Source organism: Kitasatospora sp. NPDC057198 (assembly GCF_042670125.1).
GTDB lineage: Bacteria > Actinomycetota > Actinomycetes > Streptomycetales > Streptomycetaceae > Kitasatospora.
In genome coordinates, this window is the sequence record NZ_JBHUWH010000170.1 from 1 (window position 1) to 14,942 (window position 14,942).

The following is a 14,942-nucleotide window of genomic DNA, read 5'->3' on the forward strand; positions in this document are numbered from 1 at the left end:
TAAACCACCATCAGCCCGACAATCCAGGACTAAACAACGGAACGAAACGCCCTCTGAGTCCCGTCTTCACCGACAACGACCGGCCGTTCCGGTCGGCCTACGGCTTCGCGGTCGGTAGCTTCGGCCGCTTCGTCTACGTTCTCTCCGCCTGACCAGTGACGCCCCGTCCCGATCTTGACGATGAGGGGCGGGGCGTCCCGTCGAGCGCTAGGAGGACGGGCTTCCCCCGCTCCCCTTGATGGAGCGCCAGGCGGTGCGGCACATCTCCGCAAGCTCGGGGATCAGCTTGAGGAAGCCGATCAGGAGCATGACGAGCAGGCCCAGCAGGCCAAAGACCCCGAGCAGGGCAAGGGTGACGGCATCGAAGTCCATCGGTTCGGTCTCTCCAGATTTTCCGGGTGATCGAACCGAGGAAACGGCAGTCTCAGTTCGACCACCAGCTTCGTGGTCAACTGAGTAGCTGCCTGACGTGGACAGAAACTCTGGCGCCCGAAGGCACCCTCAAAGTGAATTGTGAGGGTGAACCCAGTGAGAGTTCTAAGCCGAAGTAGAGTTTAAAAATTCATTATCATCAGAGGCCCCCCTGCGTCGCGGGCGGCCCCTCCGGCTCCTCGTGTGCAGGCGTGATCGCCCGCACCCTTCTACCGACTGTATGTCGCGGCCGGAGTGGCCCACAGCATAGGCGTCCTGATTCGATGCCAGCAAACGAGGAGGTGAGCGCAGTGCCGGGACCAATTCCCAACCGCGAGTCCGACCTCGCTCGCCCCCGCGAGCGCAAGGGTGGCGACGTTCAGTCGGTGACCAAGGGCGTGATGCGTCCGGTCAGGATCCCCAACGCCGACCGGAGTTGGCATCCGATCGCCCGGCGCCTCTGGGACGCGCTGAAGTTCTCGGGTCAGTCCGACTTCTACCAGGACAGCGACTGGGCCTTCGCCTACTCGCTGCGCGAAGACCTCTCGGCCTACAAGAAGTCGAACAAGAGGTCCGGGCCAGATGCTCCAGACGATCTACTCGGCCTTCGAGCGGCTGCTCGTCGCCGCGTGCGCATCGAGCTGCACGAGCCGGCTCCCGAGACGGCGTCGGCCGCGGTTCTCGCCATCGCCAGCTACAAGAAAGAGTTGGGACTCAGCAAGTAGGTCGCGCTATGCCTGCGGCTTACTCGATTGGTTCATTCGTAATCAGACCAGTCCCGTAGGCCGTGTAGGCGGCACAGTGGTGTCGCTCGTCGTAGCAAGTAGCCACGCGCACGCCAACCACCACTGCGGCCCCCCGCGCTTCCGCCTGGCTTTTGAGCTCGCTAAATGCACTCCCCACATCGCTGTGTTCCGCGGTATAAGCGAAAAAGCAGAGCTTTGCCGGAAACGTCCCGGGCGGCCAGGTCGGCACATCATTTGTCGTAAGTAAGACAACCTTTCCCATGTACTCAGGTTACGCGGGGGCCGGCGTTGCCACCTCTCCGAGCAGAGCCGAGCCAACCTCGGAGGTGCGCGCAATAACACCAGCAGAAATTGACGCTCTGGAGCTGACGTGCCTCGGCCCCACATGGCAGCGAAGTACCGCCGACTCCTGGCTCCTCCCCCGTCACACGCTCGGCTGGCAGATCGCGGGATGGTGCGCTGAGTACCTGAACGGCGAGGGCTCGACCGACGAAGAGCGTGTTCCCTGGCGCTTCACGAACGAACAGCTCCGCTTCCTACTTTGGTGGTACGCCGTCGACTCCGACGGCGAGTTCATCTAGTACTCCAGTGAGAGTTCTTCGTTTTCCCTGGTCAGCGGCCCGGTGGCGGCGAGTGTAGCCGGGCTGCGCCGGGGGTGGAGGGGTGTTCGCGGGGATGTCGCGCGAACGAGTGGCCCCGGCGCATGTAGTGGCAGTGCCGCGGACAGCTCCTCGGTGTGAGCGACGATCTGGCGGATGTGTGGGACCGGGAACTGGCCGAACTCTTCCTGCGGATCGGGGCTCGCTTCGCGCGGGTGGAGCCGCGGAAGCGGATGCGGGACTACGTGCGCGGGCTGTTGGGCCCGGTAGGGCGAAAGAACAGCTGGCAGTTGGCCGAGTTCGCCGGACACCCGGCCCCACATCGGCTGCAGCACCTGCTCGCCCGCGCCTGCTGGAGCGCGGACGAGGTCCGCGACGACCTGCAGACCTACATCGGCGAGCAACTCGGCACCCCTGACGGTGTCCTGATCATCGACGACACGGGCTTCGTGAAGAAGGGCACGGTCTCGGCCGGCGTGCAGCGCCAGTACTCGGGCACCGCCGGCCGCACGGAGAACTGCCAGATCGGCGTCTTCGCCGCCTACGCCTCGACCAAGGGCCATGCCCTAGTCGACCGTGAGCTCTACCTGCCCAGGTCCTGGACCGACGACCGGCAGCGCTGCCAGGCCGCCCGCGTCCCGGACGAGCGCGGCTTCGCCACCAGGTTGGAGTTCGCACGGTCGATGATCAAGCGAGCTCTGGCCTCGCCGCTGCCGATCGCGTGGGTCACCGCGGACTCGGCCTACGGCCAGGACTCGCACTTCCGCCGGTTCCTCGAAGACGGCGGCCTCTCCTACGTGGTGGCCGTTCCCAAGTCCCAGCAGGTCCACGGCCCGCGGATCGACTTCCTCATCGCCCAAGCCCCGTCCGAGGCTTGGCAGCGACTGTCCGCCGGCTCCGGGGCCAAGGGCGAGCGCCTCTACGACTGGGCCGCAGCACGCCTGCCCGCTGTCTGGGAATTCGACGGCGACCAGCCCACCCGCCAACGCTGGATGCTCGCCCGCCGCAGCCTCACCAAGCCCGACGACATCGCCTACTACCTGGCCTACGCGCCCCTGGACGCCACCGTCGCGGACCTGGTCCGCGTCGCCGGATGCCGCTGGAAAATCGAGGAGTGCTTCCAGAGCGCGAAGAACGAGTGCGGCCTGGACCAGTACGAGGTCCGCCGCTACGTGGGCTGGTACCGGCACATCACCCTCGCGATGCTCGCCCACGCGTTCCTGGCCGTCATGGCCGCCCAGGAGCGCGAAAAGGGGGCGGCGGTGACGACACGCCCGACCTCGTGGACCTCACACCGGCCGAGATTCGCCGTCTGCTGGCAGCTCGACCCCGCCACCGCCCTGCGGACCGCGAGCACACCCTGACCTGGTCCAGATGGCGCCGCCGTCACCAAGCACACGCGCGGCACTGCCACTACATGCGCCGGGGCCACTCGTTCGCGCAACATCCCCGCGAACACCCCTCCACCCCCGGCGCAGCCCGGCTACACTCGCCGCCACCGGGCCGCTGACCAGGGAAAACGAAGAACTCTCACTGGAGTACTAGAGGACCGGCGTCCTTCAGCGGTTCAAGGGCTGGGGTAAGGACCCGCTCTTGGCTGTGATCAGCCTCGTCGAGTTCGTCGGCCCAAGCTGGTTCTCGCACTAGAAGACTGATGAAGATCTTGGCGTGGTCTGGGCTATCGCCGTCAGGCGGTGGCCCAGATGTGCCAGGTGGTGCCGTTGTGGTCGAGTCCGAGGTTGATGAGGGTTCGTAGGTTGAGGGCGGCTGTGCGGGTGTGGAGCCAGGCGTTGTTCTTGATCGTGCCGGTGCGTCGGAGTCGTCGGTTGCCGTGGGTGACGAGCCAGGCGACGGCGCGTTCGACCGGTGGCCGCCAGCGGCGGTAGGCGGCCTGCCAGTCGGGGTCGGTGGCGGCCTGGCGGCGGGAGGCTGCGAGCAGGTCGTGGTGGGGGCGGATGGTGACGAACCGTCCGGCCCTGGCGGTGCTGCAGCGCTCCCGCAGCGGGCAGCCGGTGCACTGCTCGGTGAACAGGGCTTTGCGCTGCATCTTCTGCCCGGACGGTTCGGACAGGGGGACGGTTTGTCCGGCCGGGCAGGTCACCGTGCTGCCGACCGTGTCGATGGCGAAGTCGTCGAGGCTGAACCCGCCGGGAACGGCGGTCTTCAGTGGAGCGGGCTTGAGGAACAGCCGGTGCCCTGCCTGCCGTAGCTCCTGGTGGGTGGGGCCGGTGGAGTAGGCGGTGTCGCCGAAGGCGTCGACCGGCTCGTCCTCGTCGGCGAGCAGGTCGAGGGCGACGTTTGCCTCATGGTGCCCGCTTCCGCTGCCGGGGGTGAGGGCGACGGCGGTGAACAGGCCGGTTTCGGGCTCGACGGCCAGGTAGGCGTGGGCGGCCATGGCCAGGGTGGTGTGCCGGTACCACCCCGGGTGGCAGCGGACCTGGTAGTCGTCGAGGCCGCACTGGCCTTTCGCGGTCTGGAAGCACCCCTCGATCGTCCAGCGGGCACCCGCGACGGCGATCAGCTCGTTCAGTGTGGCCTCGGCGGGCGCGTAGGCGATGTAGTAGGCGATCTTCGTGGGATCGGTGATGCTGCGGCGGGCCAGGACCCAGTGCCTGCGGTCGGGGCGGTGCCAGGGGCGGACCTCCACGCGCGCCCAGTCGTAGATCCGCAGGCCGTGGGCGCCTTCGCCGCAGGATCGGCGCTTCCACTTCTGCCGGGGCAGGTCGGCCATCAGGTCGTGCAGCCGGTGGTCCAGGGCCCGCCACGTAACAACGGTGTCGTGCCGGGTGGTGGCCACGACGTGGAAGATATCGGCCTGCTCCAACTCGGTCCGCCGGCCCTTGTCGCAGCCGTAGCCCGCGTCCGCGGTCACCCAGCGGAACGGGATCCGGTCGTCGATCGCACGGCGGACCATCGCCCGCGCGAGCTGGACCGCGGTGGCGAACTCGACCTCGTCGCCGATCCCGGCCGCCCGGCAGCGCTCGCGGTCGTCCGTCCAGGACTTCGGCAGGTAGAGCGCCCGGTCGATCCACGTCCGGCCCAACTTGCCCGAGTACGCGAGGAAGACTCCGACCCGGCAGTTCCCGGTCCGGCCGGCGGTGCCGGAGTACTGCCGCTGGACGCCGGCCGACCGCACGCCCTTCTTCAGGAACCCGGTGTCGTTCACGATCAGCACGCCGCCCGGGTCCGCCAGGTGCTCGACCACATGCCCGTGCACGTCGTCGAGCACCCCGTCGGCGTCCCAGTCGATCCGGTTCAGCAGCCGCTGGATCCGGTCCGGCCCGCCGTGACCGGCCTCCTCCGCCACCGTCCAACCGTTCTTGCGCTCCAACGGCGCCGGCAGGCCACTCATGTAGGCCAGTGCCGACTCGTGCGACTCGCTCCGCGCGAACCGGTGAGCAAACCGCTCATGCAGGCCGGCCAGCCCGTCCGACCAGCGACGAGCATCGACCTCGGATATGTCCCCACCCATGAACAGCCCAACGAACGAACCCAACAACCGTCACAATAAGCACCGTTACAGTACTAGACCGGTTCGGCATATCCGTGTTGCATCCGGTGCAACATCGTTGCATCGCGAACGGCCTCCCCGTCCGAGGGGCCAGCCGGGGAACCCGTCTCAACCCGTTCCCCGGGAGCTCCAGCTCAGGACCATGGGCAGCACACGCGAGATGCTGCACCGGATGCAATTCCGCGCGTTACTCCAGGTAGATCCCGGCGAAGGAGCCGTCGAATCCGAGGGCGATCTCGCCTTCGCGGACGGTCGGGTAGTGCGTCCAATTCGGGTCGGTGATCATGGCGGCGAAGTCGGCGCGGGTGATCTCGGGCTCCAGCCACTTGTGCCCACAGCGGCAGTGGATCCACACGTGCTGGCGGTAGTTGGTCAGCAGCCAGTCGCGCTGGGCCCGGCACTTGGTGCAGTAGACCGGCATGCCGCGCAGGTCCATTGGGCGGGGGCACTGCAGACCGCGGGTGGTTTCCGGTCCGCTGGGCGGGGCCGTCTCGTGCTCCAGCCGCAGCAGCGGGTCGCCGGCAGTCGGCTGCGCGGCGGGCGCGGCCGGAGCGGTGGTCTCTTCGGTGGTTCTGGACACGGGCTGCTCTCCGTTCGGGCGGTGCGGGTTCTTGCGTAACACCTGGTGGGAATGGGTGTCGAGGGGTTTCGGGCACCGGTCAGCGCCGAGGGGCCGGGCGGTGGGGGTCGGTGGTCGGTCGGGTAGGTGTTGGAGTTGCGGTGCGGGCGACCGGGCGGCCGGGTGCCTTCTTGGTCGAATTGGTGCCGGCCTTCGGCTTGGCGGAGCCGTTGGGGAGGGCGGGCAGGTCGGCGAGGCGGCGAATGCGCCAGACCAGCACGGTGTCCATGTCGCGGGCGGTCTCCAGCTCGCGGCGGTCGACGGCTTCTTCGAGGAGGGCCTGGGGGTCGTGGCCGGCCTTCTCGGCTTCGGCGAGGGTGGCGGCCAGGGCGTCGAACCGCTCGGTGGCACCGGTGCGGGTGGCCGGTTCGCCGAGGGTGGCCCGGATGGTGGCTTCGTGGCGGCGGCGTTCGGGTTCGGGCAGTACCTGGGCCTTCTCGCGCATCGCCCGCAGCGGGGTTGCGGCGCTCTGGCGGTAGGCGGCACGCAGGTGTTCGGCGGCTTGGCGGGAGGCTGCTGCCTGCTGGGCGTGGCCGCGGGCGGAGTGCCAGCGGGCGGCGGCCAGGGTGAGCAGGACGAGGGTGGACAGGACCATCGCGGTGGCTCCGCCGTCCTCTCCTCGTCCAAGCGCCGTTCCGGCGTGGACTATTCCGCGGGCGGCCGAGCGCAGGGCGCGGATGTCTGCGTTCTCGGCGCGGACGTGGGAGCGGGTGGCGCGCTCGAAGGCCCTTGCGGCGTCACGTAGTTCGGCGCGGGTGGCGGCCGGGGCGGTCTGGGCGAGTGCGTCGAGGAGTTCGCCGGCGCCGACGAGCTGGGCGGCGGCTTCGTCGCCGTCTTCGTCGAGGACCGCGGTGGCGCGCTCGGCGGTGCCGGCAGCTTCCCGGCGGATGCGGGCGGACGCGGACCGGTCGGTGCGGGACGTGTCGGGTCGGGGCGTGGCGGTTTTGGCGGGGCTGTCGGTCAGGCGGCGGCGGATCTGCGGCAGGGAGAGGTCGGGGGCAAGAGTGGATCCGGCGAACCAGACGGGCTCCTTGCTGGCGTTGCGGTCGCCGGGCAGGGCGACGTTGTAGCCGAGGACGTCGCCGGAGGGGGCGTGGCGGAGCTTCACCCGCAGGCCAGCCTCGCGCAGCCGGGTGAAGAACTCGGCCTCGTCGGCGGCTCCGGCAACAGCCTGGCGGACGACTTCGCGCAGGCTCTCGCGCGGGGTCTCGGTGCGGCCGGTGCGCTCGGCCTTGAAGCGTTCGGCGCTGGTGGGGTTGGTGGCGGCGGTGCCGTCGCCGGGCTTGAGCTGGCGCAGGCCCATCTCCTTCTCGATGCGGCGGCATTCGGCCTGGGCCTTCTTGAAGTCGTAGTTCATCCGGGGTCGGCGGAGGTCGCCTCGGACCATGGTGGCCAGGATGTGGATGTGGTCGTCGGCGTGGCGGACGGCGACCCACCGGCAGCCGTCCGGGTCGCCTTCGGGGGCGAGGTTGACGGCGTGGACCAGGCGGCGGGCGACGGTGTTCCACTCCTCGTCGCTCAGGGTGCGGTCGCCGGGGTCGGTGCGTACCGAGCAGTGCCAGACGTGCTGGGCCGGGGCGGCTGTGCCGGCCTGCTTGACCCTCAGGTCCAGGGCTGCCGCGAGTCGGGTCATGGTGGCCTTCGGGTCTGCGTCCGCGCCGGTGTCCCGGCCGGGGTCTGGGGCGAAGCCGTCCCAACTCCCGACCAGGTGGGGGTCGGTGTGCTCGTCGCGCTTTCCGGGGCCGTAGAGGTAGGCGAGCAGGCCGTGGGTGCGGGAGCCGCGTCGGATCTTGGGGATCATCAGAGCCGCTTCTTCACCAGGGCGTCGGCCGCGTCGTCGAGGCGGGCGAGGGTCCGGACCAAGGCGGTTGTCGCGTAGGCGAGTTCGCCGCTGCGGAGCTGTCCGCCCGCGTTGATGTGGTGTGCGATCTGGTTGATGTTGTTGCCGATCCGGGCGAGAGCGGTGCGCAGGGCGGCCAGTTCGTCGATGGCGGCGTCGAACTGGTCGTTGCTGTGGACGGTGGTCGAGCCGCGGGCGACGGCGAGGGCGGCGGCGGCGAGGAAGCGGGCGACGGTGACGGCGCGCTGCGCGGCGGCGGCGGTGATCTCGGCTTTCTCGCTGTCGGAGAGGCGGGTGGTCGTCTTGTGGGTGCGCTCGCGGGGCTCGCGGCTGCGGCGGCGGGGCTTGCGCTCGGGAAACGGCGGGGCGCTCGGCTGCTGCTGGTCGCGGACGGTGGGCTGGTCGGGGGCTTCTCCTTCGAGCGGCGCCCCCTGGTACTGCTCGTCTGGCTGGTCCCCGAGCGCCCTCGCTCGGGAACCAGCCAGACTTCCCCCGCCGTCCTCGGCGGGGGCAAGTGCGTACGACGGGCCGTAGGACCGTCGTAGGCGACAACTTGCTCCGCCAGGAGCCCGGTTGGGGTCAGCGTCCGCTCGCGGTGGTGTGGTCTTCGGAGCGGTGCCGGTCATCGGCGCATCTCCGTGTCGCGCTGCTCGACGTCGCGGACGAGGTCCTCGATCCAGTCGAGGGCCAGGACCGGGTGGTGGAGGGTCCAGGGCCGGGAGTGCCGGCCCCGTTGGACGGTCCGGGTGCCGTCGGTGCCGTCCTGGACGCGGTGGAGGTGACCGTGCTGCTGCAGGACGGTCAGCCAGGCGTCCGCCTCGGTCCAGGTGGCGGGGGTAGTGCGCATGACGGTGCTCCACTTCGGTGGTGCGGTGGCGGGTGGGTGACCGGCCGGGGTGACCTCCTCGGTCAGCCCGGCCGGTCGGTGTCGGTCAGCTCCGGTCGGCGTCGGCGAGCTGGTTCTTGCACTGCTGTTCGCGGAGCTGGGCCATCAGCTGGGTCAGGGTGTCGCTGGACAGCGGGATCTGCTGCCCTCGGATCGCGGTGGCGACCACGGCGCGGGTCAGCTTGTTGTCCGCTTCTGCGACCGCCTGCTTGGCGATCTCCAGCAGTTCCTCGGTGTCCCGGTCAGCCGCCCGGTCAGTGACCGGCCGGGAGGTGACCGGGCTGACCGGCGGAGCGGTCACCGGGACGACCTCGACCGCCCGGTCACTGACCGGCAGGGCGCTGACCGGCTGACCGCCCAGGTCAGCGGCCCCGGCCACCGCCACCGGCAGCGCGGTGACCGGGCTGACCGGTGGGGCGGTCACCGGGACGACCTCGGCCGGTCGGTCACTGACCGGCAGGGCGCTCTGCTGGCCGGATTCGAGGTCGCCGGTGGTTCCCGGGTCTTCGGCCGGTCCGGTCAGCTGGTCGCTTCGGTCGCTCTGGCCGTCCCGGTCAACCGGGTTGGCCGGTCCGCGGGCGAGCAGGATGTACAGGTGGACGGCGCCGGCCGAGGCGAGTGGGGCAATGGTGGAGAGCACCGCGACCACCGTGTCGGTCAGCCGCAGTCCGGTGGCGGTGCTCTGCTCGTTCATCCTGACCGCGTGCAGGGCGTTGGCCCACAGGCTCGTGCCGGTGGCCGCGCCGAAGAGCAGCCACACGTAGGCGCGGGCGCGCAGCGGGGCGTCGCGCATCACGAGCAGGGCTCGGATGCTGTAGGCGATGAAGCCGTCGACGATGAGCGGGAAGAGGTAGGTGAGGAGGCCGCGAACGTGGACGGCTTCGGCCATCTGCTGGAGGGAGTCGTAGGAGAGGGCGAAGCCGGTGGCGCCGAGGGCGATGACGGCGGTGCGGTCCCAGCCGGTGACGTGCACGGTGGCGGTGGTGGTCGGGGTGGTGGTGCTCATGCGGCCGTCCCGAAGTCGTCCGAGGTCAGGCGGCCGGTGCCGGTGTCGGCTGTGTGCGCGGTGGTGCGGGCGTCCTGCTGGAGTTCGCGGTTGCGGATGGCGCGGCGGGTCTTGCGGTAGAGCTTCTGGGCGTGGTCCTCGGTGATCTTGAGCAGGTTGGCGATCCGTTCGGTACTGACGCCGTGGCGGTATCCGGCGAGGACGACGGCGTGGCGCTCGGCGGTGGTGAGGTGGATGTCGCGTCCGGCGAGGGCGGCGTTGACCCGGCCGTAGTCGAGGCGCTTGGCGATCTCCTTGTGCAGGGGTGCGCGCTCCTCCTCGGTGTAGCCGCCCCGGATGCCGTCCGTCTCGCCGCCTTCGAGGGCGGCGTCGAGGCAGGCCAGGCGAACGGGGCACTGGGCGCACAGCGACAGCGCGGTGGAGATCTTGTCGATCTCGTCAGGCCCGGGGAAGAACACGTCGGGGTCGACGGGGTTGTACTCGCTGGGGTGGCAGACGGCCTGGACCTGCCAGGTGTGGTCGCCGAGCGAGCGGTAGCGCTCGGCGTTGGCCGTGGTGGTGCTCATGCGGGGGTGCTCCGATCGCTCTCCGCGCGCGGGGCGGCGTCGGCGGAGAGGTGCGCTGGGTCGGTGAAGGGCGAGGCGGCGCGCTCGGGGGCGCGGCCGGGCGGCGGTCGTTCAGGCGGCGCGCTGGAGGCGTCTGCGGTCGACCGGTTCGAACTCGACCCGGGTGGTCATCTCGGCGAGGCGGGAGGTGACGCGGTCGCCGAGGTACGCCTTGAGGTCCCTGATCTGCAGGTTCGTCGTGATCAGGGTCGGGAGCATCGCGTTGTACCGGCGGTTGATGAGCCGGTAGGTCTGTTCTTCGACGAACTCGCTGGTCTTGGCGGCGCCGAGGTCGTCGAGGATCAGCAGCGGTACCCGGCTGTAGGCGGCGAGCACGTGCTCGGCGTCGGTGTCGGAGTTAGGGCGGAGTTCGGCGTAGAGGTCGGCGGCGGTGGTGGCGCGCCAGCGCACGCCGAGGCCGGCTCGCACCAGGACGCGGATGGCGCCGTACGCCTGGTGGGTCTTGCCCGCGCCGGTCACCCCGGCCATCAGCAGGCTGGGACCGATGGCGACTTGGCGGCGCGCCCCGGTGCTGGGGGCGGTGGCCTGGGCGGCGACCTGCCGGGTCCAGGCCAGGACCAGCGGGTGGTCGGCGACGGCGTCGCGGTAGCGGGGCGGCATCCCGGCGGACAGCGCGGCCTCCGGCGAGAACGGCTCCGGCTCGTCGGGGAGGGCGTCGACTCGGGCGCGGTCGATGCCCCGGGCGGCGAGGATCCGGGCCATCCGGTCCAGGGCGGAGGGCCCGTCGGCGAGGGTCCGCGGGTCGCGGTGGTGGCGCATCACAGCTCCTCGGCGTAGGCGGTGGCGGCGTCGACCGGGTTGGTCCACGCCTGGTGAGCGGGCAGGTTAGAGCGCGATCCCGGCCGGGCCAAACCGGCGGTGCGTGCGTTCATGGCGTCGTTGACCAGGCTCGGCAGCCGGGAGGGGTGGCCCTGGATCTCGGCGAAGCGCCGCAGCCCGGCGCGGACGTGCTCGGGGTCGATGCCCTCGGCCAGCAGGCCCTTGACGGTCTTGCCGAGGTGGCCGAGCACGCCGTTCGGCGGACGCCGGTCGCACGCGGCGACGTACTCGCCGACGAGCCGGCCCGCCGAGACGACCTCCGGCTCGGGCGCTTGCCGCCCCGTAGGGAAAGAAGATCCAGGATCCAAGATCCTAGATCCAGGCGTCGAGGGCTCCCGGACGCTTCGCCGAGCCTTCGGGGAGGCTTCGGCGAATGCCGCCTGACCTGTGCTTTTTCCAGCGGCGGGGACGGCCGTGCGATTCTCGTCGACCACCGGGGCAGTGGCCGTGCCGCTGCCGGTGCCGCCCTGCGGGGACGGCTTCGCGACGGGACCGGAAAGGGGGGCGAGGTGGGAGGGAACGTTCGCCGAGGGTTCGTCGAACAGTCGGGGAGCGATCGGGGCGGTCTCGGATGCGGAGGTCGACGCTTGGGCGAGGGTGGCACGCTGGATGCACGGGCCCTTGCAGACGCCGCACCGCTCCGGCTCGCAGTGCGGGCAGGCCGGCAGCCTGGACAGCGACGGCTTGTCGATCTTCTGGTGGTTGCGCCAGGTCGGGTAGTGGAAGTACTTCCGGCCGTCGCAGCCGGTGTAGCGGCAGACGGCTCCGGCGGCGGCGAGCTGCTTCAGGTGGTCCTCGACGTCGGCGCGGGTGATCTCCTCGCGCATCGGCCACACCAGGCCGTAGACGATCGCGGCGTTGTCACGGTGGCGGCCGTGGTCGTCGGCGTGGTTGGTCATACCGAGGAAGGTGACCATCGCGGGGATGGAGACCTCGGCGAGCGTCTCGCTCACCCAGGTCTCGGGCTTGACCGATCGAATGCGCGCCATGTCAGCGGCCCCGAGCGGCGGTGCCCACGCCGACGGTGAGCCGTCCGGTGGCGAGATCGAGGGTGTGGAGACCTGTCCAGTCCACGTCGGGCCAGGTGCGGACCACCCAGCGGGCGACGACCTGGGAGGTGGTCCGACCGAGGGGCATCTGCCTCCCGCCTGCGTCGACCGCCACCGCCCAGGGGTGGGGGCACTGGCGGCGCGGACTGACGAGCCCGACCTGGACCGCGGCGGCACCGGGCAACGGGTCGGCCAGGCACTCGGCCAGCCGGAGGTGCCGAGCCGAGGTGGGCGGCGCCGAGGTCTCGGCTTCCATCGTGGGTACGCGCATGCGATACTCCGTTGCTCGTAGGAGCGCGCGGCGGTCTCTCGTGCAAGGAAGTCCCGCCGAGCGCGTGGCAGTGAACCGGCCCCCTTCGGGGTGCCGTCCGGCGTCCAGGAGTTGGTAGCTCCGGGGCGCCGGCCCCATTTCCGGCCGATGCAGGCAGCAGCCCTTCCGGCCCGCCCTCCGCCGTGCACGGTGGGACCAGGACCATAGGGCGAGCAGGGGTCACACATCCACCCCGTTTGATCGCCTGAGCAGCAGCGACGGACTTTGGTGCGTCGCAATCGCGATCAACGTACACTAAAGTCCGCAAGATCGGGAGACTAGAGTCCGCAGGGTGGTCACCGAGGCGAGGATCGGCGGACTATAGTGCGTCCCATCGCCGCACACCGATGGAGCACCCCATGGCCGCCACCGTCCAGTCGAGACTCAACGACCTCTTCGCGACCCACCGACACCCGAGCGAGGGTCGCGAGTTCACCAACAAGGAGATCGCGGACCGGACGGCCGCATGGGCGGAGGCCAATGGCGGGACCGCGGTCAGCGCGAGCCTGATCCAGAAGCTCCGCGTCGGCGGGAAGACGAACCCGACGGCCAACACCCTCTGGGCCCTCGCCAAGGGCGGCTTCGGCGTACGCCCCAGCTACCTCCTGGGGGACGACGAGCCCGAGGAGGCGGCCGCCTCGGCCGCGCCGGCCGCGCCCGAGGACATGGAGAGGATGCTCAAGGAAGGCCCTGCGGCCAACCTCGCCTTCCGAGCGTCCGGACTCTCGACCGAGAGCCTGTCGACCATCGCCCGCATGATCGAGATCGCCAGGGCCGCAGAGGGCCTGGACGCCGGTTCGACCGATTGATTCCGACACCGCCAGTGATCATCTAAATGGTGCTCAGATAAATTTCCAATAACGCCCTGCACTACCGAGCGTAGTTCGCACATGACGAATCCTCCGGGAATCCCGCCTCGCGGCGAGCGCGGGATTACGCTCCGCAACGAACGGGTACGCCCTACGGGCCTCGACAGCAGTACAGGCCGTTCGTGCGCAATATGATTTGATCCCCCTCGGGGCGCAGGAGAATCACTGGAACGGACAAGGGTCATGCGAAGCTGGCGCAGGAGAAGCCAGGTGGGCGAGTACGACGATCAATCCGCCGTCGCGGAAAGTCTGGAAATCCCTTCCCCGTTCACCATTGAGAAGTTGTGCGACAGCATTGCGGAGCAGCGCGGCCGCCGGATACACATCCATGCCATTGAGCACGAGGGCGCGGCGAACTCCGCTCCCTGCGGGGCTTGGATCGCCCTGGAGAATTCCGATCACATCTTCGTGGAGAGCGCGACCAGTGCGCTGCACCGCGACCACATCATCCTTCACGAGTTGTGCCACATGCTGCTGGGCCACTCATGTCTCCCGACCGAGCCCCACGCCCACCCGCCCATGCAGGGCGGACCGCGGCGCAGTGTCGGCGAGATACTGAGCGTCGAGGAGTGGGCCGGCTTTCCGATGAACCGGATCGTCAGCCTTCTCGGCCGGACCAGTTATACGCACGAGGACGAGCAGGCGGCCGAAGGGCTGGCCGGCTTGCTCGCACGGCGGATTCGTCAAGCCGAGGAAACCGCTGGCAGACCGGTCGATCCGCTCGCAAGTCATCTCCTGTCCGCCCTGATCGAGTAATCGGTATGCGCGTCATCAATCTGAGCGTCTGTGTAATTCTGTGGGCGATAACGGCGTGGAGGGCCCCCGGAGCATTCCGGCACAAGGAGAAGCAGGTCCTCTGGGTGGCCTTCTTCGTCCTGGCCGTGGAAATGTGCTTCGCCAACGACCCGGCGATCCTGTGGCTCGACGGAGCAATCGGGGTGCACAGCTTCGCGGCGCTGCTCAAGCATGCTTCGGCGGTCTCGGCTGCCGCCTGCGTCCTCGTCTTCCTCTCGCGTGCAACCGCCAGCTCCGCTCCCCCGGTCCCCCGACAGCGGCTTCGCCCCGGCACCGTGGTGCCCCTGGTCACCCTCGCCGCCATGGTCGTCCTGTTCTTCGGGGCCGATCGCCCGCGGGAGGCGATCGATCCGCTGACGGCCTACCCCGAAGATCCGTGGCTCCTGGCCTACACCCTGCTGTGGACCACGTACTTCGGCTGGGCGATGTTCACGGCCTCCCGGCTCTCCCGGCAGTGGTCGCGCCGCCCCGGTCCGGACTCGCTTCGCCGCGGACTGCGGCTGATCTGCCTGGGTGCCGGTATCGGCATCGCGTACACCGTCCACCGCGCCTCGATGCTCGTGGTCGGCCGTCTCGGCCTCCACCCGCTGTCGACCGGTACGGAGCAGTTGCTGAACCGCCTCCTGGCGCTCGTCCCGCTGCTGCTGATCTCCGCGGGCAGCACCATGCCGATGGTCCCGGTGACCGTCCGGGCGGCCCGGCAGCACTACCGCCTCGTGCGGCTGTACCCGCTCTGGGCGCACTTGAGCGACGCCGTCCCGCAGATCCGCTACGGCACGGCCCGGCATCCGGTCGCGGACGCGCTCGACCCGCGTGGCGTCCGCGACCGGCTCTACCGGCGGACGATCGAGATCCG

Annotated in this window: 16 protein-coding genes and 1 pseudogene; 5 read left to right on the plus strand and 12 right to left on the minus strand. The window is 69.9% G+C overall.

Annotated features, from left to right (window positions below; all coding sequences use genetic code 11):
* Window positions 1–207: 207 nt before the first annotated feature.
* Window positions 208–372: a hypothetical protein gene (locus tag ACFUEL_RS19890; RefSeq protein ID WP_380237692.1), complete on the minus strand. Its 165-nt coding sequence runs from the start codon at window positions 370–372 to the stop codon at window positions 208–210.
* Window positions 373–797: 425 nt separating this feature from the next.
* Between ACFUEL_RS19890 and ACFUEL_RS19895 the strand changes: the two genes are divergently transcribed.
* The gene (locus ACFUEL_RS19895; RefSeq protein WP_380237694.1) at window positions 798–1,136 is read left to right on the plus strand and encodes a hypothetical protein; all 339 of its coding nucleotides are present in this window, start codon (window positions 798–800) and stop codon (window positions 1,134–1,136) included.
* A 757-nt stretch (window positions 1,137–1,893) separates the two neighbouring features.
* On the plus strand, window positions 1,894–3,120 hold the full coding sequence (locus ACFUEL_RS19900) for an IS701 family transposase (protein WP_380237695.1): 1,227 nt from the start codon (window positions 1,894–1,896) through the stop codon (window positions 3,118–3,120).
* A 323-nt stretch (window positions 3,121–3,443) separates the two neighbouring features.
* On the opposite strand, the gene ACFUEL_RS19905 is transcribed toward ACFUEL_RS19900, so the two are convergent.
* The 11 genes and pseudogenes from ACFUEL_RS19905 to ACFUEL_RS19955 all read right to left on the minus strand — a co-directional run bounded on the left by ACFUEL_RS19905 (window position 3,444) and on the right by ACFUEL_RS19955 (window position 12,383).
* Entirely contained in the window at window positions 3,444–4,151 is a 708-nt protein-coding gene (locus ACFUEL_RS19905) for a transposase (RefSeq protein WP_380237708.1), read from the minus strand.
* Window positions 4,125–5,228 (minus strand): annotated as a pseudogene (locus ACFUEL_RS19910) (IS701 family transposase); the annotation flags it as partial. The pseudogene ACFUEL_RS19910 and the gene ACFUEL_RS19905, both read right to left, overlap by 27 nt.
* 226 nt (window positions 5,229–5,454) lie before the next feature.
* A complete protein-coding gene (locus ACFUEL_RS19915) occupies window positions 5,455–5,847 on the minus strand; it encodes a hypothetical protein (RefSeq protein WP_380237696.1) in 393 nt (130 codons plus the stop codon).
* A 79-nt stretch (window positions 5,848–5,926) separates the two neighbouring features.
* Window positions 5,927–7,687 (minus strand): relaxase/mobilization nuclease domain-containing protein, encoded by a 1,761-nt coding sequence (locus ACFUEL_RS19920; protein ID WP_380237697.1) that lies wholly within the window; start codon window positions 7,685–7,687, stop codon window positions 5,927–5,929.
* Complete coding sequence (locus ACFUEL_RS19925) at window positions 7,687–8,352, minus strand: MobC family plasmid mobilization relaxosome protein (protein WP_380237698.1); 666 nt, start codon at window positions 8,350–8,352, stop codon at window positions 7,687–7,689. Before ACFUEL_RS19925 ends, ACFUEL_RS19920 begins: the two co-directional genes overlap by 1 nt.
* Window positions 8,349–8,573, minus strand: coding sequence for a hypothetical protein (locus ACFUEL_RS19930; protein ID WP_380237699.1), 225 nt, complete (start codon window positions 8,571–8,573; stop codon window positions 8,349–8,351). The genes ACFUEL_RS19925 and ACFUEL_RS19930 overlap by 4 nt, the downstream gene beginning before the upstream one ends.
* Window positions 8,574–8,658: 85 nt before the next feature.
* On the minus strand, window positions 8,659–9,618 hold the full coding sequence (locus tag ACFUEL_RS19935; RefSeq protein WP_380237700.1) for a DUF2637 domain-containing protein: 960 nt from the start codon (window positions 9,616–9,618) through the stop codon (window positions 8,659–8,661).
* Complete coding sequence (locus ACFUEL_RS19940; protein WP_380237701.1) at window positions 9,615–10,184, minus strand: WhiB family transcriptional regulator; 570 nt, start codon at window positions 10,182–10,184, stop codon at window positions 9,615–9,617. Before ACFUEL_RS19940 ends, ACFUEL_RS19935 begins: the two co-directional genes overlap by 4 nt.
* A gap of 111 nt (window positions 10,185–10,295) precedes the next feature.
* Window positions 10,296–11,003, minus strand: coding sequence for an ATP-binding protein (locus ACFUEL_RS19945; RefSeq protein ID WP_380237702.1), 708 nt, complete (start codon window positions 11,001–11,003; stop codon window positions 10,296–10,298).
* The gene (locus ACFUEL_RS19950; RefSeq protein WP_380237703.1) at window positions 11,003–12,052 is read right to left on the minus strand and encodes a hypothetical protein; all 1,050 of its coding nucleotides are present in this window, start codon (window positions 12,050–12,052) and stop codon (window positions 11,003–11,005) included. Before ACFUEL_RS19950 ends, ACFUEL_RS19945 begins: the two co-directional genes overlap by 1 nt.
* Window position 12,053: 1 nt before the next feature.
* Window positions 12,054–12,383, minus strand: coding sequence for a transcriptional regulator (locus ACFUEL_RS19955; RefSeq protein ID WP_380237704.1), 330 nt, complete (start codon window positions 12,381–12,383; stop codon window positions 12,054–12,056).
* Between the two features lie 398 nt (window positions 12,384–12,781).
* Between ACFUEL_RS19955 and ACFUEL_RS19960 the strand changes: the two genes are divergently transcribed.
* The 3 genes from ACFUEL_RS19960 to ACFUEL_RS19970 all read left to right on the plus strand — a co-directional run.
* Complete coding sequence (locus tag ACFUEL_RS19960) at window positions 12,782–13,231, plus strand: hypothetical protein (RefSeq protein WP_380237705.1); 450 nt, start codon at window positions 12,782–12,784, stop codon at window positions 13,229–13,231.
* Between the two features lie 270 nt (window positions 13,232–13,501).
* On the plus strand, window positions 13,502–14,047 hold the full coding sequence (locus tag ACFUEL_RS19965; RefSeq protein ID WP_380237706.1) for a hypothetical protein: 546 nt from the start codon (window positions 13,502–13,504) through the stop codon (window positions 14,045–14,047).
* A 5-nt stretch (window positions 14,048–14,052) separates the two neighbouring features.
* The coding region (locus ACFUEL_RS19970; RefSeq protein WP_380237707.1) for an MAB_1171c family putative transporter at window positions 14,053–14,942 on the plus strand (890 nt) is incomplete at its 3' end.